The sequence below is a fragment of the Aliihoeflea sp. PC F10.4 genome (genome assembly GCF_054612275.1).
The window spans coordinates 3,637,116-3,662,529 of record NZ_JBTSWH010000001.1; the positions used below are offsets into that span (position 1 = coordinate 3,637,116).

The 25,414-nt window shown below is 63.2% G+C and carries 21 protein-coding genes; 10 read left to right on the plus strand and 11 right to left on the minus strand.

What is annotated here, in order from left to right; translation table 11 throughout:
• Positions 1 to 53: 53 nt before the first annotated feature.
• The 3 genes from ACX82Z_RS18265 to ACX82Z_RS18275 all read left to right on the plus strand — a co-directional run bounded on the left by ACX82Z_RS18265 (position 54) and on the right by ACX82Z_RS18275 (position 2,613).
• Complete coding sequence (locus ACX82Z_RS18265) at positions 54 to 725, plus strand: glutathione S-transferase family protein (protein WP_459590431.1); 672 nt, start codon at positions 54 to 56, stop codon at positions 723 to 725.
• A gap of 78 nt (positions 726 to 803) precedes the next feature.
• Complete coding sequence (locus ACX82Z_RS18270) at positions 804 to 1,529, plus strand: alpha/beta fold hydrolase (protein WP_459590432.1); 726 nt, start codon at positions 804 to 806, stop codon at positions 1,527 to 1,529.
• 94 nt (positions 1,530 to 1,623) lie between these two features.
• Positions 1,624 to 2,613 (plus strand): L,D-transpeptidase family protein, encoded by a 990-nt coding sequence (locus tag ACX82Z_RS18275; RefSeq protein WP_459590433.1) that lies wholly within the window; start codon positions 1,624 to 1,626, stop codon positions 2,611 to 2,613.
• Between the two features lie 13 nt (positions 2,614 to 2,626).
• Here the strand turns inward: ACX82Z_RS18275 and asnB are convergent, their stop codons facing one another.
• Positions 2,627 to 4,138: an asparagine synthase (glutamine-hydrolyzing) gene (gene asnB / locus ACX82Z_RS18280; protein WP_459590435.1), complete on the minus strand. Its 1,512-nt coding sequence runs from the start codon at positions 4,136 to 4,138 to the stop codon at positions 2,627 to 2,629.
• Between the two features lie 173 nt (positions 4,139 to 4,311).
• On the opposite strand from asnB, the gene ACX82Z_RS18285 reads away from it, so the two are divergent.
• A complete protein-coding gene (locus tag ACX82Z_RS18285) occupies positions 4,312 to 5,058 on the plus strand; it encodes a sulfite exporter TauE/SafE family protein (protein WP_459590436.1) in 747 nt (248 codons plus the stop codon).
• Positions 5,059 to 5,064: 6 nt separating this feature from the next.
• Here the strand turns inward: ACX82Z_RS18285 and ACX82Z_RS18290 are convergent, their stop codons facing one another.
• Positions 5,065 to 5,811: a glucose 1-dehydrogenase gene (locus ACX82Z_RS18290; RefSeq protein ID WP_459590437.1), complete on the minus strand. Its 747-nt coding sequence runs from the start codon at positions 5,809 to 5,811 to the stop codon at positions 5,065 to 5,067.
• Positions 5,812 to 5,844: 33 nt separating this feature from the next.
• Entirely contained in the window at positions 5,845 to 7,320 is a 1,476-nt protein-coding gene (locus ACX82Z_RS18295) for an aldehyde dehydrogenase family protein (protein ID WP_459590438.1), read from the minus strand.
• A gap of 210 nt (positions 7,321 to 7,530) precedes the next feature.
• On the opposite strand from ACX82Z_RS18295, the gene ACX82Z_RS18300 reads away from it, so the two are divergent.
• The 6 genes from ACX82Z_RS18300 (at position 7,531) to ACX82Z_RS18325 (ending at position 14,418) form a co-directional block, all read left to right on the plus strand.
• Entirely contained in the window at positions 7,531 to 8,832 is a 1,302-nt protein-coding gene (locus tag ACX82Z_RS18300; RefSeq protein ID WP_459590439.1) for a PQQ-dependent sugar dehydrogenase, read from the plus strand.
• Between the two features lie 298 nt (positions 8,833 to 9,130).
• Positions 9,131 to 9,442, plus strand: coding sequence for a (2Fe-2S)-binding protein (locus ACX82Z_RS18305; protein WP_459590441.1), 312 nt, complete (start codon positions 9,131 to 9,133; stop codon positions 9,440 to 9,442).
• Positions 9,408 to 9,893 (plus strand): bacterioferritin, encoded by a 486-nt coding sequence (bfr, locus tag ACX82Z_RS18310; RefSeq protein WP_459590442.1) that lies wholly within the window; start codon positions 9,408 to 9,410, stop codon positions 9,891 to 9,893. Before ACX82Z_RS18305 ends, bfr begins: the two co-directional genes overlap by 35 nt.
• A gap of 96 nt (positions 9,894 to 9,989) precedes the next feature.
• Positions 9,990 to 12,431: an ATP-dependent helicase HrpB gene (hrpB, locus tag ACX82Z_RS18315; protein WP_459590443.1), complete on the plus strand. Its 2,442-nt coding sequence runs from the start codon at positions 9,990 to 9,992 to the stop codon at positions 12,429 to 12,431.
• A gap of 54 nt (positions 12,432 to 12,485) precedes the next feature.
• Positions 12,486 to 13,829: an ActS/PrrB/RegB family redox-sensitive histidine kinase gene (locus ACX82Z_RS18320; RefSeq protein WP_459911867.1), complete on the plus strand. Its 1,344-nt coding sequence runs from the start codon at positions 12,486 to 12,488 to the stop codon at positions 13,827 to 13,829.
• A gap of 22 nt (positions 13,830 to 13,851) precedes the next feature.
• A complete protein-coding gene (locus ACX82Z_RS18325; protein ID WP_459590444.1) occupies positions 13,852 to 14,418 on the plus strand; it encodes an ActR/PrrA/RegA family redox response regulator transcription factor in 567 nt (188 codons plus the stop codon).
• Here the strand turns inward: ACX82Z_RS18325 and ACX82Z_RS18330 are convergent, their stop codons facing one another.
• From ACX82Z_RS18330 to mutS, 8 genes are all read right to left on the minus strand, one after another.
• Entirely contained in the window at positions 14,419 to 14,922 is a 504-nt protein-coding gene (locus ACX82Z_RS18330) for an MmcB family DNA repair protein (RefSeq protein ID WP_459590445.1), read from the minus strand. It abuts the gene before it with no gap.
• A 260-nt stretch (positions 14,923 to 15,182) separates the two neighbouring features.
• The gene (locus tag ACX82Z_RS18335; RefSeq protein ID WP_459590446.1) at positions 15,183 to 15,758 is read right to left on the minus strand and encodes a NifU family protein; all 576 of its coding nucleotides are present in this window, start codon (positions 15,756 to 15,758) and stop codon (positions 15,183 to 15,185) included.
• Between the two features lie 241 nt (positions 15,759 to 15,999).
• Positions 16,000 to 16,491, minus strand: a complete 492-nt coding sequence (locus ACX82Z_RS18340) for a universal stress protein (protein ID WP_459590447.1) — start codon at positions 16,489 to 16,491, stop codon at positions 16,000 to 16,002.
• Between the two features lie 70 nt (positions 16,492 to 16,561).
• Positions 16,562 to 17,626: a tryptophan--tRNA ligase gene (gene trpS / locus ACX82Z_RS18345; protein WP_459590448.1), complete on the minus strand. Its 1,065-nt coding sequence runs from the start codon at positions 17,624 to 17,626 to the stop codon at positions 16,562 to 16,564.
• 67 nt (positions 17,627 to 17,693) lie between these two features.
• Entirely contained in the window at positions 17,694 to 19,292 is a 1,599-nt protein-coding gene (gene murJ / locus ACX82Z_RS18350) for a murein biosynthesis integral membrane protein MurJ (RefSeq protein WP_459590449.1), read from the minus strand.
• A gap of 1 nt (position 19,293) precedes the next feature.
• Positions 19,294 to 22,065, minus strand: coding sequence for a [protein-PII] uridylyltransferase (locus tag ACX82Z_RS18355; RefSeq protein WP_459590450.1), 2,772 nt, complete (start codon positions 22,063 to 22,065; stop codon positions 19,294 to 19,296).
• 73 nt (positions 22,066 to 22,138) lie between these two features.
• Positions 22,139 to 22,705: a hypothetical protein gene (locus ACX82Z_RS18360; protein WP_459590451.1), complete on the minus strand. Its 567-nt coding sequence runs from the start codon at positions 22,703 to 22,705 to the stop codon at positions 22,139 to 22,141.
• On the minus strand, positions 22,702 to 25,389 hold the full coding sequence (gene mutS, locus ACX82Z_RS18365) for a DNA mismatch repair protein MutS (protein WP_459911869.1): 2,688 nt from the start codon (positions 25,387 to 25,389) through the stop codon (positions 22,702 to 22,704). The genes ACX82Z_RS18360 and mutS overlap by 4 nt, the downstream gene beginning before the upstream one ends.
• Between the last annotated feature and the right edge of the window lie 25 nt (positions 25,390 to 25,414).

Genomic DNA, 25,414 nt, shown 5'->3' on the forward strand with positions numbered 1-25,414 from the left:
GGATCGGATAGTGTGGCCACGTCTTTCTTGAAAATACCCACGGGAGACACTCGATGATCACGATCACGGCAATGAAATGGGTGCCGCCCTTTGCGGCGGGTCAAGTGCGGGACCATCGCGCACGCTGGGTTCTCAACGAGGTGAACTGGCCGTACGAAGTCCGGCTGATCGACGCGCCAACGCTCAAATCCGCTGAATACCGCGCCCGGCAGCCCTTCGGGCAGGTTCCGTATCTCGAAGAAGACGGCCGGCCGACGCTGTTCGAAAGCGGTGCGATCGTCATCGATGTCGCGACGCGCGCAGACAAGCTCCTGCCAACCGACGCCAACGAGCGCTCGCAGGTTATATGTTGGGTTATTGCCGCGCTGAATTCGATCGAGCCGTTCCTGATGAATATCGCCGAGGTCGAATATTTTATCGACGACAAGCAAGAGGCAGACAGGCGCCGGCCGATCGTTGTCGCAGCAGCGCAGCAAAGGCTCGAACAATTGCAAACCGCCCTGGGCGAGCGCATCTGGCTCGTCGGCAACGAATTCACCATCGCCGATCTGATGATGTCGTCCGTCCTGAAGATAGCGAGACGCCCCCACATTCTTGAGAAATTTCCGGCGTTGGTCGCCTATCAGGATCGCTGTTTCGACAGGCCTGCCTATCGCAAGGCGGTTGCCGATCAGCTCGCGACAATCGACGCGCATGAAATGGCGGATATGAAATTCGACGTGTAGCACGCCGGAAAATTTGAGTTCCTTGCCAATGCTCCATGTGGCAATCATTGCGCGACATAAGCTGTCGGGAGCCGGCCCGTGCGTGCATTCATACTCGTTCTTCTCCTTCTTCTTCCCGCCAAAGCCTGGGCGGAAGAATGCGTCGTGCTGCTTCATGGGCTGGCACGTACCGAAGCATCCATGCTCCTGATCGAGGAGACACTGGAACGGCTCGACTACACCGTTATCAGCGAGACCTATCCGTCGACCGAGCTTTCCATCGAGGCGCTTTTGAGAAATGTCGACAAGGCCGTCGCCGAATGCGGCGACCGGCGCTTCCACTTCGTCACCCACTCGATGGGCGGCATTCTCGCCCGCGCGTGGTTGCAGGAAGGCAAGCCTGACAGTCTCGGCCGCGTCGTCATGCTGGCCCCACCCAATCACGGCTCCGAAGTCGTCGACACGTTCGGCGGCATCGCGCTCTTCGAACTGGTCAACGGACCTGCCGGCATGCAACTGGGCACCAAAGCGGACAGTTTTCCGAACATGCTGCCCGAGGCGAATTTCGAGGTCGGCATCATCGCCGGCGACCGCACGGTCAACCCGATCCTGTCGACAACGTTCCAAGGCCCGAACGATGGCAAGGTTTCCGTCGAAAGCACACGGCTGGCCGGCATGAGCGACCATATCGTCCTGCCCGTCACCCACACTTTCATGATGAACAATCCGCTGGTCATCGCGCAGGTCGTCGAATTTCTCCAGCACGGCAAATTCGATCACGATTTGTCATGGGGTGAGCTGATCGGCCGAATCGGCGGGCAATAAAGGATATGCTGAAACCTCTTCTTAACCACGAAGGCGCAGGTTTCGGCATTGCCGGGTTCAAAGGCGGACCCGATCCGAAGCGGAATCTTGTGCCATGTTGCGTATGTTGAAGCCTGTCGTCGCCCTTGCATTGTCGCTCGCCCTTTCGGGCTGCGTATCCAGCGTGCTCGACGTCGATACGCGCGGCACGCAGCCGATCCCGGCTGCCCTCGTGGCGCAGATGTCGCAAAAGCAGATGACGCCGAAAAGCCCGGTTCTCGTTCGCATTTTCAAGCAGGAAAGCGAACTGGAAGTCTGGAAGCAGGACCGCAACGGCCGCTACGCGCTTTTGAAGACCTATCCGATGTGCCGCTGGTCGGGCCAGCTTGGGCCGAAGACCCGCGCGGGCGACCGGCAGGCACCCGAAGGCTTTTATCACGTCAACGCGAACATGCTGAACCCGCGCTCGCAATATCATTTGTCGTTCAATCTGGGCTATCCGAACAGGCTGGAAGCTGCCCATGGCTATACCGGCGACGCGCTGATGGTTCATGGCGCGTGTTCGTCCTCCGGCTGCTACGCGATGACCGACGAAGGCGTCGGCGAAATCTACGCGGTGGTGCGCGATGCGCTGCGCGGCGGACAGTCCGCGTTTCAGGTGCAGGCGTTTCCCTTCCGCATGACGCCGCGCAACATGGCCAAGCACCGGGGCAATGCGAATTTCGCCTTCTGGCAGGACCTGAAGCGCGGCTACGACATTTTCGAGGTCACGCGCCGCCAGCCGCGCGTTGCCTATTGCGAAGGCCGTTACGTCTTCGACACAGACATCCAGTCGACCGATCCGATGGCCGCCTGTCCCGTCAATGCGGCGGAACCGGCGATCGCGAATCGCGGCGAAGCGGACCGCATGCAGATGGAAGCCATGCTGACCTCCGGCATGAGTTTCCGCGAACACGCCTATCTTGACGGCGGCATGCACCCCACTTTCCGCGCCATGCTTCAGCGCAGCGGCGAAAAGACGATGGCACGCCGCACATCGAATGACCGCGTGCCGATCAGCCGTCCGGACGCCGCGTTGAAAGACCCGCACTCGCCGAACGAATAGAGCCAGGGACTGGTCAGACCGCCTCGCGGTTCATGACCCATGTGCCGGCGTTCTTCAGGATCAAATCCGGCTCGGCATATTGCCCGCGAAGAAGACGCTCATAAAGGGCACCTTCGGCCTCGCGGTCGAGCGGCGCGTCAGTTCCCTCGATCATGCGCAACGCCTCGGCGAGCGCGTCGACCGTTCCTGAACCTTCGTCGAACTGCGCCTTCTTGCGCCAGATGAGATCGTGCGGCAGCAGGTCCTCGCAGGCCTTGCGCAATATCCATTTTTCCGTCGTCGGCCCCGTCGCGTCGCGCGCTGCGGGGTCGGTTCGGCGCAGCTTCAGCTCGGCCGGTATGGACTGGGCGAAGTCGATCAGTTCGCGATCGAGAAACGGCGTGCGCGCTTCGAGGCTTTCCGCCATCGTGATGCGGTCGACGCGCTGAAGGTTGATGTTGTGCATCGTGCCGAGCGAACGCGTCAGTTCGTCGGCGAGCGCGCGCGGGCGATCGACATAGGCGTGATGATAGGTGTAGCCGGCAAAAAGCTCGTCCGCGCCTTCACCGGTCAGAACGGCTTTGACATGCTTTCGCGCCAACTTCGCCGCGAAATGGGTCGGCACCGCGCTGCGCACCAGATCGACGTCGGCGCTTTCCAGATGATAGATCACATGCGGCAAAACGTCGGCGATGTCGCGCGCAGTGAAGGCATGCTCGAAATGCTCGGACCCGATATGCTCGGCCACCCGACGCGCCGCGACAAGGTCAGGGCTGCCGGCAAGCCCCACGGAAAAGGTCTTGAGCCGGCGCGGGCCTTTTTGCATCGCCAGCGCGGCGATGATGGAACTGTCCAGCCCGCCCGACAGGAACGAGCCAACCTCGACATCCGCGACCATCCATTTGGCGACGGCGGCTTCGAGAACGAAGCGCAGTTCGCGCCGCACCATTTCTTCGTCGAGACCGGGCTCAGCCGTCGCCGCGCCATGTGGCCGGCGATACCAATGGCGCGTGCCCTCGCGGCTGTCGACCAGACCGCCAGGCGGGATGGCCTCGACACTGTCCACATGAAGGCCGTCAAACGCCTTGAGTTCGGACGCGAAGGCCATGCCTTCACCTACCCGCGCGACGTAAAGCGGCTTGATGCCGAGCGGATCGCGCGCCGCGATCATCCGCTCGCGCGTGGCGAGCACGAAGGCGAACATGCCGTCGAGCCGGTTCACCCAGCGCGGCGCATCCGTGCGGAAGGCGTGCAGTACCGTCTCGCTGTCGCTTTTCGTATGAAAGAGCTCTTCGCCCAGCATCGCGCGCAGATCGGCGTAATTGTAGATTTCGCCATTAACAACCAGCATGTCGTCGCCCTGACCAATCGGCTGAGCGCCATCTTCCGTCCCGATGATCGACAGTCGGCAATGCGCCATGATCACCGGAGCGCCTTCGAGACGCGTCACCGCCACCGCGTCAGGACCGCGATGGCCGATCTTCGCGATCATTCGCGCCGCAAGCGCTTCGTCGCCGAAATTCCACAAACACACAAAACCGCACATGTAATTTTCTCTTCTTGTTTCAGTTATGCCTTAGCCTGACGCCGCTATCGCGACAGCGCTATCGTTTTAGCGACCTCCATGGCGAATTGGACGAAACGGTCACAGCGTGACTTTTGGCGGTCCAGCAGCGTTTCCCGCTCGCAGCGGCGCGCCGGCACTGATAGACGAAAGCAATGTTCGACTGGTCCACACTCGCTATCGCCTTTCTGTGTCTGGCTGCCGGCGGCGTTCTGAAGGGCGCGACCGGCGCGGGCGCACCGGTCATCGCCGTGCCTGCCCTCGCCATGATGTTCGACGTGCGCTTTGCCGTGGTCGTGATGATGGTGCCCAATCTTCTGACAAACGTGCTTCAGGCATGGCGGTTCTGGAAAACGCGGATGCCCGGCCCGTTCATATGGACGTTCGCTATCGCCGGTGCAGTCGGCGCGATCGTCGGAACGGTGATGCTCGCGATCTTCCCGGCCGACTATCTGTCGCTGCTCGTCGCCTTCGGCGTCTTCGCCTATATCGCCGCGCGCCTTGCACGGCCGGACTGGATGGTGGGGCGTCCCCTCGCCGAGCGTCTGAGCATCCCCGTTGGGCTGACGGCCGGCATCATGCAGGGCGCGTCGGGCGTATCCGCGCCCGTCTCGCTGACCTTCCTCAATGCCATGCGGCTCGAGCGGCCGGTGTTCATCTCGACCGTCTCGATCTTCTTCGTCGCGATGACGCTCACCCAGGTTCCCACGCTCGCAGCGGCAGGAATCATGACATGGCACGGACTGGCCATTTCCTTTGCCGCCATGCTGCCGATCCTGATGTTCATGCCGGTCGGATCGGCGTTGGCGCAGCGGCTTTCGAAAGAGACCTTCGACCGCGTGATCCTCGCCTTTCTCGCCGCCCTCGCCATCAAGATCATCTACGATTTCATGGCCGGGTGAAGCCGGTCAGATCGTGCGACCGCCATCCACCTCCAGGATCACGCCGGTGATGAATTCCGCCTCGTCGGACGCCAGATAAAGGCACGCATTGGCGATGTCCTTCGGCGTCGACATACGGCCGAGCGGAATGGTCGAAACGAACTTCGCCCGGTTTTCCGGTGTGTCCTCAGCGCCCATGAAGGAAGTCAGCAGGCCGGTCGCGCCCATAACCGGAGCGATGCAATTGACACGGATATTGTCCGGCGCGAGTTCCACCGCCATCGACCGCGACAGGAGATTCACCGCGCCTTTTGTCGAGTTGTACCAGGACAGACCGGGACGCGGGCGGATGCCGGCCGTCGAACCGATATTGATCACGACGCCTCCACCCTGCGCGCGCATCACCGGCACCGTGGCGTTGGTCATATGGAAGATCGACTTGACGTTGATCGCGTAGACCTTGTCGAATTCGTCTTCGGTCACATCCAGCATCGGCTTGTTGCGATGCGTCCAGCCGGCATTGTTGACGACGATGTCGAGGCGACCGTTCCGTGTCGCAGCCTCGACGGCGCGGCGGATGTCCTGCGCGTTCGTCACGTCGCCGCCGACGGCAACGGTCCCGTTGCCGCACGCCTTCGCCTGTGCCTCGGCGCCCTTCTGGTTCAAATCCATGATCGTGACATGCGCGCCCTCGCGCACGAAAGTCGTCGCGATCTCAGCGCCGAACCCGGAAGCCCCGCCCGTCACCAGTGCCGTCTTGCCTTCAAGCCGCATGAAATTCCTCCCTTTATGCAGATGATGTTTGGTTCAGTCGTGCCTGACGACCATGGTTCTCAACGCCGACAAATCCTTCAGCGCCTCGAAGCCCTTTTCACGGCCATGGCCCGATTTCTTCATGCCGCCGAAGGGCAGTTCGATGCCGCCGCCCGCGCCATAGGCGTTGACGAAAACCTGACCGGCGCGGATCTTGCGCCCGACACGCAGCGCCCGGTTCGCGTTCTGCGTCCATACGCCCGCGACGAGGCCGTAATCCGTTCCGTTCGCCAGCGCGACCGCGTCCGCCTCGTCCTCGAACGGGATGACGGAAAGGACTGGGCCGAATACTTCGTCGAGCGCGAGCGCGTTGTCGCGCGGAACGCGGCCGAACATTTTCGGCGCAACGTAGAACCCGCCTTCCGGCACGTTCTCGGCCACGCTGCCTTCCGCGATGATCTCGATGCCGTCCCCGACGGCATTGTGGCAGAAGCGCTCGACGCGGCTCTTCTGGCGCGCATTGATGACCGGCCCGAGATCGAGGTCCATGTCCGGCGTGCCGGCTTTCAGTTTCGAAAAGCGTTCGGCGACCGCGCCGACGATCCGGTCGTAGGCCGATTTCTCGACCAGAAGGCGCGAGCCGGCCGAGCAGGTCTGGCCGGCATTCTGCACGATCGCATTGACGAGCGATGGTAGCGCGGCATCGAGATCGACATCGGCGAAGACCACCTGCGGCGACTTGCCTCCAAGTTCCAGCGTGCACCCGATATGGTTCTTGGCCGCTGCGATCTGCACCATCGTGCCGACCTCCGGGCTTCCGGTAAACGACAGGAAGTCGAAGCCGGGATGGGCGGTCAGGGCCGCGCCGGCCTCCTCACCCAGACCGGGCACGATATTGATCGCACCTTCTGGAAAGCCTGCCTCGGCGGCAAGCTCGGCAAGGCGCTGCGGCGTCAGACATGCATCCTCCGCAGGCTTCATCACCGTCGCGTTGCCCATGGCAAGCGCCGGTCCGAGCGTGCGGCCGAACATCTGCGCGGGATAGTTCCAAGGGATGATCTGGCCGGTAACGCCATGCGGCACGCGCTCGGTAAGCGCCATGTAGCCGTTGAGGAACGGGATCGTCTCGCCATGCACCTTGTCGGCGGCACCGCCGTAGAACTCGAAATAGCGCGCGCAGGCGACAATATCCGCACGCGCCTGCTTCATCGGCTTGCCGGTATCGAGCGCCTCCAGTGCGGTCAGCTCGTCCGCATTATTCTCGATGAGGCGCGACAGCTTCGTCAGCAGCCGTCCGCGCTCGACTGCGGTGAGCTTGCTCCACGCTCCCGTCTCGAAGGCACGGCGCGCGGCCCGATACGCGTTGTCGATGTCCGCCGCATTGCCCGCCGCGATCCGCGCCACCACCGCGCCGGTCGCCGGGGCGATCACGTCGACCGTCTCGCCGCTCTCGCTCTCCATCCACCGGTTGTCGACGAATACGCCCTTGGCTACGATGACGCCGGCCTCGTGCCTCGCCTGAATGTTCATTTGAAACTTCCTCCGCGCTCCACCGCAACGGCAAGCTATCGGCTGGCGAAAACCTCGGCAAGGTTTCGGGAGCGCGCGTCATGAGAAAAGCTTCCCTATGGTCGGATAAATCAAACGTGATTTCATGCAACGCTCCCCGATCCATCTCGTTGGGATGCGAGGTTTTGGCGCTACGCGCCGCGACACATCGAAATCAACGAGGAGCTTTCAATGATCAGGATCACACGCGTCTTGCTGGCATCGACCATTTTGTCCGCGAGTCTCCTGGCGGCACCTGCCATGGCACAATCGACCGGCGACGATTCGCCTCTCGACAATGTCGATGGCGTCCCGCCAGCCGAAGGTAACGAAGCGACCGCAGCCGGCGAACCTGTAGAAACGGAAGAGGCCAACGCGCCCGATCAGGAGCCGGCTTTCCCGGAGCAGACGCGCGCACCGCAGCCGGCCGAAATGCCGGAAGTCACCGTCGACGAGGTGGCGAGCGGCCTGCCGCATCTGTGGGCCATGGAGTTCATGCCGGACGGGCGCATGCTCGTGACGGCCAAGGACGGCGCGATGCACATCGTCTCCGCCGAAGGCGAAGCCGGCCCGGAAATCGACGGCGTGCCGGAAGTGGACTCAGCCGGTCAGGGCGGATTGCTCGATGTCGCGCTCGCCCCTGACTTCGAAAGCTCCGGCCGCATCTTCTTCTCGTTCTCCGAGCCCCGCGACGACGGCAACGGTACCTCCGTCGCATCGGCGACCCTCGTTGCCGACGAGGACGGCGGCGGTGCGCTGGAGGACGTCAATGTGATCTTCCAGCAGATGCCCAGCTATGACGGCGACAAGCATTTCGGCTCGCGCCTCGTCGTCTCGGGTGACAACGAACTCTTCGTCACCGTGGGCGAGCGCTCCGACGCGCCGATCCGCGAGCAGGCGCAGGACACCGAAAGCGGCCTTGGCAAGGTATTCCGCATCACCTTCGACGGCGAACCGCTCGACGACAACCCGTTCGTCGATGGCGGCGGGCTGCCGGAAATCTGGTCATACGGCCACCGCAACCTTCAGTCGGCCGCACTCGACGCCGAAGGCCGCCTGTGGACCGTCGAGCACGGCCCAGCCGGCGGCGACGAACTGAACATGCCGCAATCGGGCCTCAACTATGGCTGGCCGGTCATCACCTATGGTGTCGAATATTCCGGCGCCGAAGTTGGCGGCGGCCTGACCGCACAGGACGGCATGGAACAGCCCGTCTATTACTGGGACCCGGTCATCGGCCCCTCGGGCATGGCGCTTTATGACGGTGAGGAATTCCCCGAATGGCAGGACGCGTTCCTGATCGGCGGTCTCGTGTCGACGGGACTCGTCGTGGTTCATCTGGATGGAGATCAGGTCTCCTTTGAGGAGCGCGTGCCGCTCGAAGCACGCATTCGCGACGTTCAGGTCGGCCCCGATGGCGCGGTCTACGCGGTCACCGAACAGCGCGGCGGCGGTGGCTCGTCGATCCTGCGCGTCTCGCGCGCCGGCGGCTGACACCCGCCTCGCGAAACAAAATTTGGAGGGCGGCGCTTCTGCGTCGCCCTTTTTCATAACCGGATGCAGCCAAGGCAAAGTTTAGAAGAATTCCAACTTGATCAATTTGATCATGTTTTCATTGACAAGCGACACGGGAAGGCTTTTCTTAGGGGCATGACGCCTTTGTCCACGGGCGTCGGTAGCTAAGTTCGGGCCTTGAACCCGGGCGGAGCGACAAAGGCCGATCCCGCTCCCGGATCGTGCCGGCGCCAGCGCTGCTCGCATTCGAGTCCCGGCCAGCCAGTTGTGTGCCTGAATGCTTGTTTGCCATTGCAATATCATTACGCAGAAGGAAATCGAGGCGACGATTATATCCTTGCTCGATTCCGATCCCTGGCAACTCATTGTGCCAGCCAAGGTTTACCATACGCTCAAGCAGCGCGGTCGGTGCTGCGGTTGCTTTCCGAATGTGATAGAGACGATCATCCGCGTGACGGAAGAATATCATCGCCGGTCGGTGGACACCGGTGGCGAGGTCGTTACATATCTCGACCGTGTACGCGGTTTGCGTGGTCAATTCGGGAGCAATGCCAATGAAGGGCGATCCAAAAATCATCGAGCGGCTTAACGAAGCCCTCTTCCTCGAACTCGGTGCGGTCAACCAATACTGGTTGCACTACCGGCTCCTACACGATTGGGGCTACGGCAAGCTCGCCAAGAAGGAGCGCGAGGAATCCATCGAAGAGATGCATCACGCCGACAAGCTGATCGATCGCATCATCTTCCTTGAAGGCCATCCGAACCTGCAAAAGGTCGGTCCGCTACGCATCGGCCAGAATGTGAAGGAAGTGCTCGAGGCCGATCTCGCCGGCGAGTATGATGCGCGCACGTCCTACAAGAAGTCGCGCGAAGTCTGCCACGACAAGGGCGACTACGTCACGATGAAGCTGTTCGAAGAGCTTCTCGCGGACGAGGAAGGCCATATCGATTTCCTCGAAACGCAGCTCGAACTGCTCGAAAAGCTCGGCGAGGAAAAATACGGCCAGCTCAACGCGGAACCGGCCAACGACGCCGAATAAAACCCGTCGACGCGCAGGAGACCTGTCTTTGCGGCCGGATTCCTGCGCGCCTTCATCCAGGCGATCCGGCAGATCTGTCGTCATGCCGGCAACATTATGATTCTGCCCGATCTCCCCGTCACCGATGTGCTCGGAACGCTGGCCGATGCGCTGGCGGGTCACGGCCGCGCTGTGCTCGTCGCTCCGCCGGGTGCGGGCAAGACGACACTCGTGCCGCTCCATCTTTTGCAGTCCGGTATCGCCGATGACGGCCGCATTCTTCTTCTGGAGCCTCGGCGCCTTGCCGCGCGTGCCGCCGCACGACGCATGGCAAGCCTCCTCGGTGAGGAGGTCGGAAAGACGGTCGGCTATGCAATGCGCATGGATTCGCGGTCCAGCCCTGAAACGCGCATTCTCGTCGTCACCGAAGGCATCCTGTCGCGTATGATCCTCGATAACCCGGAATTGCCCGGCGTTTCGGCGGTTTTGTTCGACGAATTCCACGAGCGTTCGCTTGACGGCGATTTCGGGCTGGCGCTGGCGCTTGACGTACAAGAGGCGCTGCGACCCGAACTGAAGCTTCTCGTCATGTCTGCGACCATCGACGGCGCGCGCGTTTCCACGCTTCTTGGCGACGCACCGGTCATCACCAGCGAAGGGCGAAGCTTTCCGGTCGAGACACGCTACCGGGAACGACCTGCCTCCGTCACCGTGGAAGACGCGATGGCCGACGCAATCCGCGCCGCTTTGAGCGAAGATTCAGGCAGTATTCTCGCTTTCCTGCCGGGACAGCGCGAGATCGAGCGCGTCGCGGAGCGTCTTGAAGGGTGCGTGGCCGCCGACACCGATATCATCCCGCTCTACGGCGCGCTTGCCGGCAAGGCGCAGGACGATGCGATCCGCCCGCCTGCCGCCGGACGCCGCAAGGTCGTGCTGGCGACCTCGATCGCGGAAACCTCCATCACGATCGACGGCGTACGGATCGTCATCGATTCGGGCCTTTCCCGCGTGCCGAAATACGAGCCCGCAACCGGGCTGACGCGGCTCGAAACGGTCCGCGCCTCACGAGCGTCCGCCGACCAGCGCGCGGGCCGCGCGGGCCGCACCGAACCGGGCATCGCGATCCGTCTCTGGCGCGCCGAGCAAACCGCCGCCCTTCCCGCCTTTTCGACGCCCGAAATTCTCGAAGCCGATCTTTCCGGCCTGATCCTCGACGCGGCCGCCTTCGGCGTGACCGATCCGGCAACGCTTGCCTTTCTCGATGCGCCTCCAGCCCCGGCGCTGGCCGAAGCACGCGCACTTCTGGAGCGTCTTGGCGCACTCGACGGTAATGAACGACTTACCGATTCCGGTCAGAGCATGCGCAAACTCGCCTTACCTGTCAGGCTGGCGCATATGGTGGCGGAAGCGCCCGACAGCCGGCTTGCGGCAAGGCTTGCCGTGCTTTTGACCGAGCGCGGGCTGGGAGGTACGAGCATTGATCTCGAAACGCGGCTGCGCCGTTTTGCCGGCGAAAAAGGCCAGCGTGCTGACGCCGCGCGCGATCTGGCGAAGCGGCTCGCAGGGCAGGCTGGCGCATCAAACCACGGCACGGCAAGCGCCGGCTCGACGCTGCTCCTCGCCTATCCCGACCGCGTCGCCAAGGCACGGGGCACGCATGGACATTTCGTGCTCGCCAATGGCCGGGGCGGCACGATCGACGCGGCAGACGGCCTTGCCGCCGCGCCATTCATCGTCGTCGCCGACCTTCAGGGCCGCGCGCAGAATGCGCGCATCGCTTCGGCCGCCGCCATCACCGAGGACGAAATCCGCCTCGCTCTTTCAGATGGAATAGAAACCATACGCGAAGCCGCGTTCGACCGCGAGCGAGGGATGGTGCGCGTGCGTGAAACCGAACGACTCGGCGCGATCGTGCTCGCCGAACGGCAACTGCCCGCACCGAAAGGCGAGGATGCCGACCACGCGATCATCGACGCCGTACGCGCCAATGGCCTTTCCATCCTGCCGTGGAACAAGAACGCGCAAACGTTGCGCGCGCGGCTCGGCTGGCTCCATCGCGGGCTGGGCGACCCATGGCCCGCCATGGAGGACGACACGCTTTTGGCTACGCTCGACGACTGGCTGGCGCCGTTCCTGACCGGCACCGCCGACCTCTCCCGCATTCCAGTCTCCGCGCTTCACGATGGGCTGATGTCGCGCGTGCCCTATGAATTGCACCGCAAGCTCGATGCACTGGCACCGACTCATTACGACGCGCCGTCCGGCAGCCGCGTGCCCGTTCGCTACGAGGAGAACGGTCCGGTGCTCGCCATTCGCGTGCAGGAACTCTTCGGCCTCGACACGCATCCTTCCATCGCGGACGGCACCGTGCCGATGACACTCGAACTCCTTTCACCCGCGCACCGGCCAATCCAGACGACGCGCGACCTGCCGGGCTTCTGGCGCGGCTCGTGGGCCGACGTGCGGGCGGATATGCGCGGGCGCTACCCGAAACATCACTGGCCGGACAATCCGCTGGAGGCGCAGGCGACAGCCCGCGCCAAGCCGCGCGGCACTTAGGAATGCGACATGAGCGCGCTTGGCGTTTGGCGCGAGCGGACGCATAAGGGTGCGATGGTCGATGAGCTTCTCGCGCCGGACCCCCGGCATACCCACCACATAAGGCTGAACACGCTGATCCGGCTGCGCTGGCTTGCGGTTGTCGGTCAGAGCGCGGCGGTGCTGATCGTCGCCTTCTGGCTGCAGTTTCCCGTTCCCGTCGCCCTTTGCCTCGCGCTCATCGCCTGCTCGGCATGGCTCAACGTCCTGATGGCGGTGCGTTACCCGGCGACGCACCGCCTGCCGCCACTCGCTGCCCTTGCCATCCTCACCTTCGACGCGCTGCAACTGGGCGGACTTCTCTACATGACGGGCGGCCTCACCAACCCGTTCGCATTGTTGATGACCGTGCCGGTCATCATCTCCGCGACTTCGCTGCCGCTGCGCTGGACGGCCATGCTCGGCACGCTGGTGATCGCGATGGCGACGGGCCTCGCCTTCTTCCACCATCCGCTGCCGTGGTTTCCCGGCACCGAACTGTCCATGCCGATCATCTATGTAGCCGGCATCTGGATGGCGATCGTCTCCTGCCTCGCTTTTACGGCTTTCTACGCCTACCGCGTGGCCGAGGAAGCGCGGCTGCTGGCGACCGCCCTTGCCGCCACCGAACTCGTTCTCCAGCGAGAGCAGCATCTGTCGGCCCTCGACGGCCTTGCTGCCGCCGCCGCGCATGAACTCGGCACGCCGCTCGCCACGATCACGCTGGTCGCCAAGGAAATGGAACGCGCGCTCGGCAAGGACCCGCGCTACGGCGAGGACGTCAAATTGCTGCGCTCGCAAAGCGAACGCTGCCGCACCATCCTGAAACAGCTCACCAGCCTGTCCTCGCAAGGCGAAGCGCATATGGAAAGGCTGCCCTTCACGTCGCTGATCGAGGATGTGATCGCACCGCACCGGGACTTCGGGATCGAGATCAACCTTCTGCCCGGCAAGCTCGTCGGCCCCGAACCCGTCGGGCGACGCAATCCCGGCGTTATTTACGGGCTCGGCAACGTTGTGGAGAACGCAGTCGATTTCGCCCGCAGCACCGTTTCCATCCGATGGGAATGGAACGCCGGGTCGGTCTCGCTTGAGGTTCTGGACGATGGCGAGGGGTTTTCGCCCGAAGTGCTCGACCGCATCGGCGAGCCGTATATGACGAAACGTTCGGCCGCATCGGCCGGCGGCGGACTGGGCCTCGGTCTTTTCATCGCCAAGACATTGCTTGAACGCTCTGGAGCGACCGTCAGCTTCGGCAACGCGCATGGACCGGGTCAGGGCGCGGTCGTGAAGGTTTCGTGGCCGCGCGGCGTCATCGATGCGAATTTGCCCTCGAAAATGACTGAAATGCTGGAAAATACGGCAATTTCGCCTAGATAGAGGCGAACATAGGACCAAAACGATGATCGAAGACGAAGCCACACTCGACCAAGCCGATCTGGGTGACGACGCAACCCTTCTTCTTGTCGATGACGACAAGCCGTTCGTGACGCGTCTGGCGCGCGCGATGGAAAGCCGGGGCTTTCTCGTCGACACCGCCGAGAGCGTCGAGGAGGCAGTCGGCAAGGTGCGCGCCGCGCCGCCAGCCTATGCTGTTGTTGATATGCGGCTCGGCGATGGCAACGGTCTCGACGTGGTCTCCGCCATCCGCGACAAGCGCGATGATTGCCGCACGGTAATCCTGACCGGGTACGGCAATATCGCAACGGCGGTGACCGCCGTGAAACTCGGTGCGGTCGATTACCTGTCGAAACCCGCCGATGCAGACGACGTATTCGCAGCGTTGACGCGCCAGTCGGGAGAAAAGGCCGCTCCGCCGGAAAACCCGATGTCGGCGGATCGCGTGCGCTGGGAGCATATCCAGCGGGTCTATGAGATGTGCGACCGAAACGTCTCGGAAACCGCGCGTCGGCTCAACATGCACCGACGCACGCTTCAGCGCATCCTGGCCAAGCGCGCGCCGCGCTGATCAACACTCCGCATTGTCTTCCAGAAGCGGCACGGCAACGCCCGCCATCTCCGCAGCCGTGATGCGTGCGGACGCGGCGCGGGCGATCCTGAGCGTCAATGCCTTTCGCAAGGGCGCAGACAGCCGATGTTCGGGCGCTTCGCGCATGATCTCCGCACCGTACCCGTCCGAAAGGATGAAACCGCACTCATCCGGGAAGATGTCAGCCGGCACGCCCGGATGGGTCGCGAAGAACAGCCTGTCGCAATGAAGCCGGTATTCGGGCCATTTGCGATCGACCCGGAAATCCTCGATCGACGTCTTGATCTCGATGATCCAGATCTCGCCCTTCGGCGTCAACGCGACGAGATCGGCGCGCCGGCCCGTCGGCAGGCAAAGTTCCGGCAAGACCGAAACGCCCATATCGATGAGCAGGCGCTGAACACCCCGGCGCACGAGCAACGCACGGTCTGACTGACGCCCGTCCGCAAGCGGATTGATCGGTATTGGCGATATGATCGGCATATTGTGATTTTCGCAGGATTCGCCCGCTGTGCAAAGGCTCCAACGTCGCTTCTGTTGCCGAATTGTCGCAACTGAGCGCTCACAGCGAAGCGTAACCTCGCTTTTCGAGCTTTTACACTTGGCAAATCATCGAGGCGGGGAATAAACCTTGTCCAACAAAGTTGAGGCGAGCCGTCCAGGCAACAGGATAACCGCCAACGAAAGAAGCCGGGCCAAAAGCCCGGCTTTTTTTCATGTCGTATGCTGGTCGTCTGCTGGGATCAGACGACCTGCTCGACCTGCTGCACTTCGGGAACGAAGTGGCGAAGCAGATTCTGGATGCCGTGCTTCAGCGTCGCCGTCGAAGATGGGCAACCGGCGCAGGCACCCTTCATATGCAGAAAGACCGTGCCGTTCTCGTAGCCGCGGAACGTGATGTCGCCACCGTCCTGTGCCACGGCCGGGCGCACGCGGGTGTCGAGCAGTTCCTTGATCGTAACGACGATTTCCTCGTCGGCCGCGTCATAGAACTCCTCGCCTTCGGCAGCCTCATCGGCGCGCGCCTGCGACCCCGAAGCCATGACCGGCTGGCCGGACATGAAATGCTCCATGATCGTTCCGAGGATGGCGGGCTTCAGATGCTGCCAATCCGCCCCGTCCTTGGTGACGGTGATGAAGTCGTAACCGAAGAAGATGCCGGTGACGCCCGGAACTTCGAAAAGGCGGGCGGCGAGCGGCGAAGCCTCGGCGGCACCTGCCGCGTCGCGAAAATCGGCCGTGCCCTCTTCGAGGACGACCTTGCCGGGGAGGAACTTCAACGTCGCCGGATTGGGAGTGGCTTCCGTCTGGATGAACATGGTTCTGTCTCGCTGTCGCGCAAATCTGGAATAGTTCTAAAATAGAAGCTTGCGGGCGCGATTGCAACATCGTGCGCGCTGGCCGGCGCATTTGATGCGCCAAGGGGGCAACTTAGCGCATTTTCGGCCCTGGAGCGCATTGAAAATGGCGGCACCGGATAACTGGCGCGGAGCATACATTGCGCAGGTGAGCGCCAGAAGCGCAGAAAGCTGCCGTTTGCAGGCCGTTCCGGCTCAAAAATCAGGCGATGGCGTCGATATCCTCGTCCGACAGCGAACCCGGCACGACCGTTACGGGGATTGGAAAGGCCGCGCCCTTGCCCGCGACGGTCGAGACCAGCGGTCCCGGCCCCTCCTTCGAACTCGACGCTGCCAGAACAAGGATCGCGATGTCCTGGTCTTCCTCGATCAAGACGTGGATCGCATCGGTCGCCTTGCCCTCCTGCACGATCAATTCGGGTTCGATCCCGAATCGCTCGCGCGCTTTTGCGGCATGCCCATCGAGTGCAGCGCGTGCGGTCGCCTGCGCTTCCTCGCGCATGATCTCTTCCACGCCGAGCCAGTGCTGCACCTCGCCCGGCTCCACGACGAAGAGCAGAAGCAATGCGCCGCCGGTCGTCTGCGCGCGCCGCGCCGCATAGGCGATCGCCGTCTCGCATTCGGGCGTGTCGTCGACGACCGCCAGGAATTTGCGACGATGGCCGGCTTCCCGGCTGAGGCGTTTGGATACCATTTTGGCTCCCAGTCTGATTTGCCAGCGCGCAATCTGCCAGCCGGCAGGTCAACCGGCAAGCGACAGCTTGCTACTGGAGGAAACCGACGATGCGGCGCACATTCTTCATCGTCGCTTCGGCCCGTTCGCCGGCCCGCTCCGCACCATCGCGCAGCACGCCATCGACATAGGCGCGGTCGTCCGAAATCCGGCGCATCTCGGCGGATACCGGCGCGAGTTTCTCGACGGCGAGATCGGCCAGCGCCGGCTTGAACTCGGAGAACTGACGGCCGCCGAAATCGGCGATCACCTTTTCGCGCGTGACGCCGGAAAGCGCCGCGAAAATACCGACGAGGTTTTCCGCTTCCGGCCGTCCCTTCAGCCCGTCAAGCTCGGACGGCAACGCTTCCGGATCGGTCTTCGCCTTCCTGATCTTCTTCGAGATCGTGTCGGCGTCGTCGGTCAGATTAATGCGCGACAGGTCCGACGGATCGGATTTCGACATCTTCTTGGTGCCGTCGCGCAGAGACATGACACGCGTCGCAGGTCCCTCGATCAAAGGCTCGGTCAGCGGGAAGAAGCCGTTCACCTTCTCGTCGCCCATCATAATTTCGACGCCGATGCCGAGATCGGCGATGCGGCCCGAAAAGTCGTTGTTGAACTTGGTGGCGATATCGCGCGTCAGTTCCAGATGCTGCTTCTGGTCGTCACCGACGGGAACATGCGTCGCGCGGTAGACCAGAATGTCGGCAGCCATCAGGCTCGGATAGGCGAGCAGACCGAGCGAGGCATTCTCGCGATCCTTGCCGGCCTTGTCCTTGAACTGCGTCATGCGGTTCATCCAGCCGATGCGCGCGACGCAGTTGAACACCCAGGCGAGTTCGGCATGCTGCGGCACGGCTGACTGGTTGAAGACGATGTGCTTCTTGGCATCGATACCGGACGCGAGAAACGCAGCCGTGATCGAGCGCGTCTGCTCGGCGAGGTCCGCATGGACGAGCTGCGCCGTGATCGAATGAAGGTCGACCACGCAATAGATGCAGTCGTGGCTGTCCTGAAGCGCGACGAATTTCGTCAGCGCGCCGAGATAATTGCCGAGATGGAGATTGCCGGTCGGCTGGACACCGGAAAAGACGAGAGGCTGGAAAGCGGTCATTGTCATCCTGCAGGCTTGTGGAGGGCCAACGCTGTTCGTTTGGTTGCAGGCTGATAGCCCGCCGAGCTTAGCCGTTCAAGCCGGCATCCTCAGTGGACGCCTTGCCGCGCCGGCGCAAGGCACGGCGGACAGTCGCCACATCCGCGCCGCCGATGGCGAAGGCAAGCGCGAAATAGACGATCGCTCCCCCGGCACACAGCGTCAAAAGTGCAACGATCTGCTCGATCAGCGCGGAGGACGGCTGAAGCCATGGCGAGGCGAAATCGGCCGCGAACCACAGCGCCAACCCCATGGCGAATGCCGCCGCGACCAGACGCGGCACACGTCGCGCCAGCGAACGGTCAATGATCCAATGGCCGCGCCTGAGCAGCGTTGCGAACAGGAGCGAGACGTTGACCCATGCGGCAACCGCCGAGGCGACCGCGATGCCCGGCGCGCCGAGGCGCGGCAGGAGAAGAAGCGCGAGCGTTATGTTGGTCACGGCCGAAACCGCGGCAAAGATCATCGGCGTGCGTGTGTCCTCGCGGGCGAAGTAGCCCGGGCGGAACGCCTGGATCAGCACATAGGCCGGCAGTCCGAGACCGAAGATCGCGAGGATCGCGGCGACCTGTCCCGTCGCGTCCATTTCGGCGAACTGTCCGCGCTCGTAGAGCACACGGATGATCGGCTCGGCGATGACGAAGAGCGCCGCCGCAGCCGGAAGCGTCAGAAACAGCGTGAACTCGACCGAACGGTTCTGGAGGCTCGCCGCCTCTCGCTCGTCACCGGCCTTCAGCGCGCGGGCAAGTTCGGGGAGGAGCACGATCGCGACCGCGATGCCGACGACGCCGAGCGGAAGCTGATAGATGCGGTCGGCCATGGCAAGCGAGGCGACGGCGGCGGCCTGCGTCGACGCGATCGCGGTGCCGACCAGGGTGTTGATCTGGGTGATGCCGCCCGTGATCGCGGCCGGAAAGGCGAGCCAGAGCAGCCGCTTCACGTTCGGGGTCAGGCGCGGCAGCCGGAGCCTGATGCGAACGCCCAGACGACGCACCGCCATCCATAAAATGGCAAGCTGAATGATGCCGGAGACGAGCACGCCCCATGCAAGCCCATAGCCGACAGCTCTGCCGTCATGGCCCTGCCGCCACGCATAGGCGAGAACGCCGATCAGCACAATATTGAGTACGATCGGTGCGAGCGCGGCCGCGAAATAGTGGCGCAACGAATTCAGCATTCCCGCCATCATCGCGCTCAGTGACATGAAGATCAGATACGGGAACATGATGAAGGCGAGCGAGACCGTCAGCTCGAATTTTTCCGGTTCGCTGGCAAAACCCGGTGCGACGATGGTCGCCACGATGAGCGGCATCGAAAGCTGCATCACGATTGTCAGCACGATCAGTGCGGAAAACAGGACGCCGAACACTTCCTCCGAAAGGCGCCTTGCGCCGTCGATGCCGCCGGCTTCCACCTCCTTGGCGTAGAGGGGCACGAAGGCGGCGTTGAATGCGCCTTCGGCGAACAGCCGACGGAAGGTATTCGGGAACTGGAAGGCGGCGTAGAAGGCGTCCGCGACCGGCCCGATGCCCAGCGCCGCCGCCATCAACATTTCGCGTGTGAAGCCGAGCACGCGGCTCGCCATCGTACCGAAGCCAACGGTCGCGAATTTGCGGATCAGGCTCATGCTATTCTGCAGCCTGTTTGCTACCTTCGGCGTTGCCGCCGAGCGTCGCGATCAAACGGGACTGAATGTTTTGAAGCCGCGTCGGGTTCTCGATTTTCTGGCCCGTCAGGTCCGTGACATAGAATGTGTCGATGACCTTTTCGCCGAAGGTGGTGATGTGGGCCGACGCGATGTCGAGCGAAAGATCGGAGATCGCGCCAGTGATCTCGGACAGGAGACCAGGCCGATCGAGGCACTTCACCTCGACGACGGAGAACCGGTTCGAGAGTGCGTTGCGCACATTCGCCCTCGGCTCCACCCGGAACACCTTCGCGCCGCGCTTCGGCTTGGCACGTTTTTCGAGAATCTGCGGCAATCGGCTCTTGCCGGACAGCACCTCCTCGATCAGCGTGCCGACACGGCGCGCCCGTCGCAGCTCGTCCTCGTCGCGCTCGAACTCGCGTGAAATCAGGATCGTGTCGAGCGCCCGCCCGTCCGTCGTGGTGAAAATCTGCGCATCGACGATGTTGGCGCCCGCCGCCGCGCATGCGCCGGCAATCACCGACAGAAGGCGCGGATGGTCGGGTGCGAGCACCGTGATTTCCGTCACGGCCTCGAATTCATGCGTGCGAACGTCGGTCGCAAGCTTGCGGCTTGCGGCATCCGCTTCGCGCAGGAACGCCGCATGGCGAAGCTGGTCGGCCAGATCGACGGTCAAAAGATAGTTGTCGTAATGCAACCCGACATAGCGGCGCGCTTCTTCCGGCGACCAGTCGACCAACGCGGCCGACAATTGCTCGCGCGCGATCCCGGCGCGCTCCGAGCGCGAAAGCTCCGAAAAGCCGCCCGTCAGGAGCAGTTCGGTCTCGTAATAGAGCGTGCGCAAAAGCTGGCCTTTCCAGCCGTTCCAGACGCCCGGCCCGACACCTGAAATATCGCAAACCGTCAAAATGAGAAGCAGCCGCAGGCGATCCACCGACTGAACGACGTCGCCGAAATCCTGAATGGTCTTGCGGTCATTGAGATCGCGCGTCTGCGCAGTCATCGACATGACCAGATGGTTCTCTATCAACCAGGCGATGGTCTCGGTATCGGCGGCGGAAAAGCCCATATGCGGACACAGCCGCCGAGCGATCCGGGCACCGGCCGTCGAATGGTCTTCAGGCCGTCCCTTGGCGATGTCGTGCAACAGAACGGCGGTGTAAAGAAGCTCGCGCCGGTCCTTCATCTGCGGCATGAGCGCATGCGACAGCGGCTGAAGCCCTGCCCGTTCGCCATGCTCGATCTCCGACAGGACGCCGACGCAGCGGATCAGATGCTCATCCACCGTGTAGTGGTGGTACATGTTGAACTGCATCATCGCCACGATCTTGCGGAATTCGGGGATGAGCTTGCCGAGCACGCCCGCCTCGTTCATGCGGCGCAAATTGAGTTCGGGACTGCGGCTCGAGGTCAGGATGTCCATGAAGAGGCGGTTCGCCTCCTTGTCCCGGCGCAGGTTCCGGTCGATCAGCTTGAGCGAGCGCGTGACGAGTTTCAGCGCCTCGGGGTGGTATTCCAGCCCATGCCGGTCGGCTAGCCAGAAGAGCCGGATGAGGTTCACCGGGTCGCGCCTGAAAACCTCGTCGTCGGCAACGTTGATGCGGTGATTATCGGTGACGAAGTCACTGGTGCCGGCGAGCTTTCGGCGGCGGCGCGAGAAATTCAAAAAGATGCGGTTGAAGCCGGGAACGTGTTTGCCCTGCTCTTCCTCCAGCGCGGCGCAGAAGATGCGCGTCAGGTCGCCCACCGTCTTCGCCATCAGGAAGTAGTGCTTCATGAAGCGTTCGACGGCGGAAAGGCCGGGATGGCTCTGGTAGCCGAGCCGCTCGGCGATATCGCGCTGGATATCGAAGTGGAGCCGCTCCTCCGCCCGCCCCGTCAGGAAGTGCATGTGGCAGCGCACGGCCCAGAGGAAGTCCTCGGCCTTGCGGAACTCCAGATATTCACGGCGCGTGAAGACGCCCTTGCCGACGAGCTCCTCGGCGGAGCGCACGCGGTAGAAATACTTGCCGATCCAGAACAGCGTGTGCAGGTCGCGCAACCCACCCTTGCCTTCCTTGATGTTCGGCTCGACCAGATAGCGCGTGTCGCCGATCTTGGCGTGGCGCTGGTCGCGCTCGGCAAGTTTCGCCTGCGCATATTCGGGGCCGGTATCCTTGACGACCTCCTCGTCAAAGCGCTCGACCAGTTCGTCGAAAAGCGGCGTATCGCCCCAGATGTAGCGCGCTTCGAGGATCGCGGTGCGGATCGTCACATCCGTGCGCGACAGGCGGATGCACTCGTCGAGATTGCGCGTCGAATGCCCGACTTTCAGCCCCAGATCCCAGAGCATGTAAAGCATGTATTCGGCGATCTTCTCGGCCTCGGCCGTATGCTTTTTCGGCAGGAGAAAGAGAAGATCGATGTCGGAGCCGGGTGCCAGCGTCCCGCGCCCGTAGCCGCCAACGGCGATCACCGCCATGCGTTCGGGCGAACGGATACCCTTTTTCCCGTGCACATGCGTGATGGTGAAGTCACTGAGGGCGCGGATGATCACGTCCATGAGATGCGACAAGCGCTCGGCACAGGCCGTCCCGCCGCCATCGTCCATCAGCATGGCTTCGGCGCGGGCGTGTCCGTTCGCCAGCGTCTCCTTCAGGAGGTCGACGATGGCTTGCCGGTCGGCACCGGTCGCGGGCGCAAGCGCATCAAGACGGCCACGCAAGCCGCGCACGTCTACGATCTCATCGAGTTTCAGGGGAATCGTCGCCATCGTCGCCCGGATGTTCCTTTGCGCCGTCCTCTACAACATCTCGGCCCCAAGTGGAATCATTTGCGCCGTTTCGTCAGGAGCCGAAATATCCGATGATGAGGCCGATGAACGCTCCGCCTGAAAGCGCCGATACGATACTGGGAAAATAGCGATAGCGCGCATTCCGACAGATCATGACGACCTGGTCGCCCGCCCACAGACATGCAAAAACGATGACGATGCCGATTAGAACCTGAAACGGTGCGACAGCCAACAAGACGATCACTCCGATGAGGCCGAGACATATCAGCAAGACCTTTACAGTCTTGGCGAATTCCTCTTCGGTCCGGTCGCGTTGCCACCGAACGCGCATCGCTGCCCAAAGGCCGGAGCCGGGCAAGGGCGCAGGCGCCCACAAGCGCGCGACCATGAGATCGACGGTCACGGCAATGGCTACGAAAGCGATCGCAGCCATCACGGTGTAGCGCGCGGATGCTGCCTCGAAAGTCATCCCGGCAACCTGACCACGCAAGAGCGCCACCAGCAGGACGCCCAACCAAAGCCCGAGAAGGACCGCGATGGCGGCGAATGCTACCACCGGCAGCCGGCGGCGTGCCGGTAGTGGCCGGGGTGGCGGCATGGCCTGTGGCTCGTCGATCACCCCTTCGCCTCCACCTTCAGCCGGTAGAGCGCCTCCAGCGCCTCGCGAGGGGTCATGTCGTCCGGGTTGATCGCGGCGAGCGCTTCGCCAAGCCGGTTGTCCGCAACGGGTTTCGGCTCGGCCTTTCGCGCGGCGACGGAAAAGAGCGGCAGATCGTCGATCAGCCGCTCGGCCTTGCCGCTCGTCTCGCCGGCCTCCAACTGCCCGAGAACTTCGCGGGCGCGGGCGACGACGGCGTCGGGCAGGCCCGCAAGCCGCGCCACCTGCACGCCGTAGGACCGGTCCGCCGCACCCTTCCCAACCTCGTGCAGGAAGACGACGTCGCCCTCCCATTCCTTCACCTTCATGGTGACATTGGCGAGGCGGGCGAGCTTTTCAGACAGCGCCGTCATCTCGTGGAAGTGGGTGGCGAAGATCGCGCGGCAGCGGTTTTTCTCGTGAAGATATTCCACCGCCGCCCACGCGATCGACAGCCCGTCAAAAGTGGACGTGCCGCGCCCGATCTCATCCAGAATGACCAGCGCCCGCTCGCCCGCCTGATTGAGGATCGCCGCTGTCTCGACCATTTCGACCATGAAAGTTGAGCGCCCGCGCGCCAGATCGTCCGACGCACCGACGCGGGAAAACAGGCGGTCGACGACACCGACATGCGCCTTTCGCGCCGGCACGAAGGAGCCGGTCTGGGCGAGGATGGCGATCAGCGCGTTCTGGCGCAGGAAGGTCGACTTACCGCCCATGTTGGGGCCGGTCAGAAGCCAGATCGCGCCGTTCTTTTCGCCGTCCACCGGCGACAGATCGCAATCGTTGGCCACGAACGGATCGGCCACCTGACGGCGCAGCGCCTGTTCCACGACCGGGTGGCGGCCGCCCTCGATCTCGAAGGCGAGGCTGTCATCGACGAGCGGTCGGGCGTAATTTTCCTGTTCGGCGAGAACGGCCAGCGACGAAGCAACGTCGATCGCGGCGAGCGCCGCAGCGCCCTTGCGCAGCGCGTCGGCATGGCCGACGATTTCGCCTAGCAGACGATCGAAGACGCCAAGCTCGATCTGGAGCGCGCGGTCGGCGGCGTTGGCGATCTTCGTTTCAAGTTCGGCAAGTTCCGTCGTGGTGAAGCGCATCGCATTCGCCATCGTCTGGCGATGGATGAAGCGCGCCTTCGCCGCATCCCCCTCGGTCAGCGCGCCGCTGTTTCCGGCCGTCACCTCGATATAATAGCCGAGCACGTTGTTGTGCCGGATCTTCAGCGAGCGGATGCCGGTTTCCTCGACGAGATCGCGCTCCATGCCCGCGATCACGCGACGCGTATCGTCGCGAAGGCCGCGCATCTGGTCGAGTTCGCCGTCATAGGTCTTGGCGACGAAACTGCCGTCGCGCTTCAGGAGCGGCAGTTCGTCCGCCAGCGCCGTCGCCAGATGCGAATGAAGCGACGCGGGTAGGCCGGCCAGCGCCTCGCATGCGTCGATGAGTTCGGCCGGCAGCATGGCGGCCTGCAAAAGCTCGGCAAGCTGTCGGGCAGCGTCGAGCCCGGCAAGGATCGCACCCATGTCGCGCGGGCCGCCGCGATTCAGCGCAAGGCGCGAGAGCGCGCGCGGCATGTCCGGCGCGCCCTTCAAAACCGCGCGCAGGCTTTCGCAAAGACGCGGCTCGGAAATCAGAAACGAGACCGCATCGAGTCGCGCATTGATCGCAGCGGGATCGGTCAGCGGCGACATCAGCCGGTCGGCCAAAAGCCGCGCGCCGCCGCCCGTCACAGTGCGGTCGATGGCTTTCAGCAACGAGCCGTCGCGACTGCCCGACAATGTGCGCAAAAGCTCCAGATTGGCGCGCGTGGCCGCGTCGATGAAGAGGCTCGTCCCTTCCTCCTCGCGCTCGGGAAAGGCGAGCGGCGGACGTTCGGCCTTTTGCGTCTTTTCGATATAGGCGATGACGCCTGCAATCGCCGAAAGCTCGGCCCTCGAAAACTCGCCGAAGCTGTCCGGCGTGGCGACCTCGTAGAACCGCGCAATGCGGCCGGAAGCGGCGGATGAATCGAAAAGGGTCGCCGGCTGCGGATTGGCGAGGCGGCCGATGACGTCGAAGGTCGCGCGCAATTCCGGCTCGTGAAACGCCGTGTCGGCCATGACCACCTCGCGCGGATCGACGCGCAATATGTCGGTCAAAAGACACTCGGCATTCGTGCGGCAAACCTTGAAGGCGCCGGTCGAAATGTCGATCCACGCCAATGCAAGCTCGTCGGAGCCGCGCGTGCGCCCGAGCGCCATCAGGTAACTGGCTTCCGCAGGCGCGAGCAGCTTTTCCTCGGTGATCGTGCCGGGCGTGACGAGCCGCACCACATCGCGCCGCACGACCGATTTCGAGCCGCGCTTCTTCGCCTCGGCGGGGTCTTCCACCTGCTCGCAAACCGCGACACGAAAGCCCTGCCCGATCAATTTTTGCAGATAGTCGTCGGCAGCGTGGACCGGCACGCCGCACATCGGGATATCCTCGCCGCGATGCTTGCCGCGCTTGGTCAGCGTGATGCCGAGCGCACGCGCGGCCACTTCCGCATCATGGAAGAACAACTCGTAGAAATCGCCCATGCGGTAGAACAGGAGCGAATCGGGATTCGCCGCCTTGATCTCGATGAACTGTTCGATCATCGGCGTGCCACCGCCGGCTTGTGGAACGGGCATATGCTGGTTCATGTCGGCCTTCGACGCTGACATCGAA

Coding starts and splice junctions, on each gene's coding strand:
- ACX82Z_RS18265 (WP_459590431.1), top strand. CDS start 54: ATGATCACGATCACGGCAATGAAATGGGTGCCGCCCTTTGCGGCGGGT.
- ACX82Z_RS18275 (WP_459590433.1), top strand. CDS start 1,624: ATGTTGCGTATGTTGAAGCCTGTCGTCGCCCTTGCATTGTCGCTCGCC.
- asnB (WP_459590435.1), bottom strand. CDS start 4,138: ATGTGCGGTTTTGTGTGTTTGTGGAATTTCGGCGACGAAGCGCTTGCG.
- ACX82Z_RS18285 (WP_459590436.1), top strand. CDS start 4,312: ATGTTCGACTGGTCCACACTCGCTATCGCCTTTCTGTGTCTGGCTGCC.
- ACX82Z_RS18290 (WP_459590437.1), bottom strand. CDS start 5,811: ATGCGGCTTGAAGGCAAGACGGCACTGGTGACGGGCGGGGCTTCCGGG.
- ACX82Z_RS18295 (WP_459590438.1), bottom strand. CDS start 7,320: ATGAACATTCAGGCGAGGCACGAGGCCGGCGTCATCGTAGCCAAGGGC.
- ACX82Z_RS18300 (WP_459590439.1), top strand. CDS start 7,531: ATGATCAGGATCACACGCGTCTTGCTGGCATCGACCATTTTGTCCGCG.
- ACX82Z_RS18305 (WP_459590441.1), top strand. CDS start 9,131: ATGCTTGTTTGCCATTGCAATATCATTACGCAGAAGGAAATCGAGGCG.
- bfr (WP_459590442.1), top strand. CDS start 9,408: ATGAAGGGCGATCCAAAAATCATCGAGCGGCTTAACGAAGCCCTCTTC.
- hrpB (WP_459590443.1), top strand. CDS start 9,990: ATGATTCTGCCCGATCTCCCCGTCACCGATGTGCTCGGAACGCTGGCC.
- ACX82Z_RS18320 (WP_459911867.1), top strand. CDS start 12,486: ATGGTCGATGAGCTTCTCGCGCCGGACCCCCGGCATACCCACCACATA.
- ACX82Z_RS18325 (WP_459590444.1), top strand. CDS start 13,852: ATGATCGAAGACGAAGCCACACTCGACCAAGCCGATCTGGGTGACGAC.
- ACX82Z_RS18330 (WP_459590445.1), bottom strand. CDS start 14,922: ATGCCGATCATATCGCCAATACCGATCAATCCGCTTGCGGACGGGCGT.
- ACX82Z_RS18335 (WP_459590446.1), bottom strand. CDS start 15,758: ATGTTCATCCAGACGGAAGCCACTCCCAATCCGGCGACGTTGAAGTTC.
- ACX82Z_RS18340 (WP_459590447.1), bottom strand. CDS start 16,491: ATGGTATCCAAACGCCTCAGCCGGGAAGCCGGCCATCGTCGCAAATTC.
- trpS (WP_459590448.1), bottom strand. CDS start 17,626: ATGACCGCTTTCCAGCCTCTCGTCTTTTCCGGTGTCCAGCCGACCGGC.
- murJ (WP_459590449.1), bottom strand. CDS start 19,292: ATGAGCCTGATCCGCAAATTCGCGACCGTTGGCTTCGGTACGATGGCG.
- ACX82Z_RS18355 (WP_459590450.1), bottom strand. CDS start 22,065: ATGGCGACGATTCCCCTGAAACTCGATGAGATCGTAGACGTGCGCGGC.
- mutS (WP_459911869.1), bottom strand. CDS start 25,389: ATGAACCAGCATATGCCCGTTCCACAAGCCGGCGGTGGCACGCCGATG.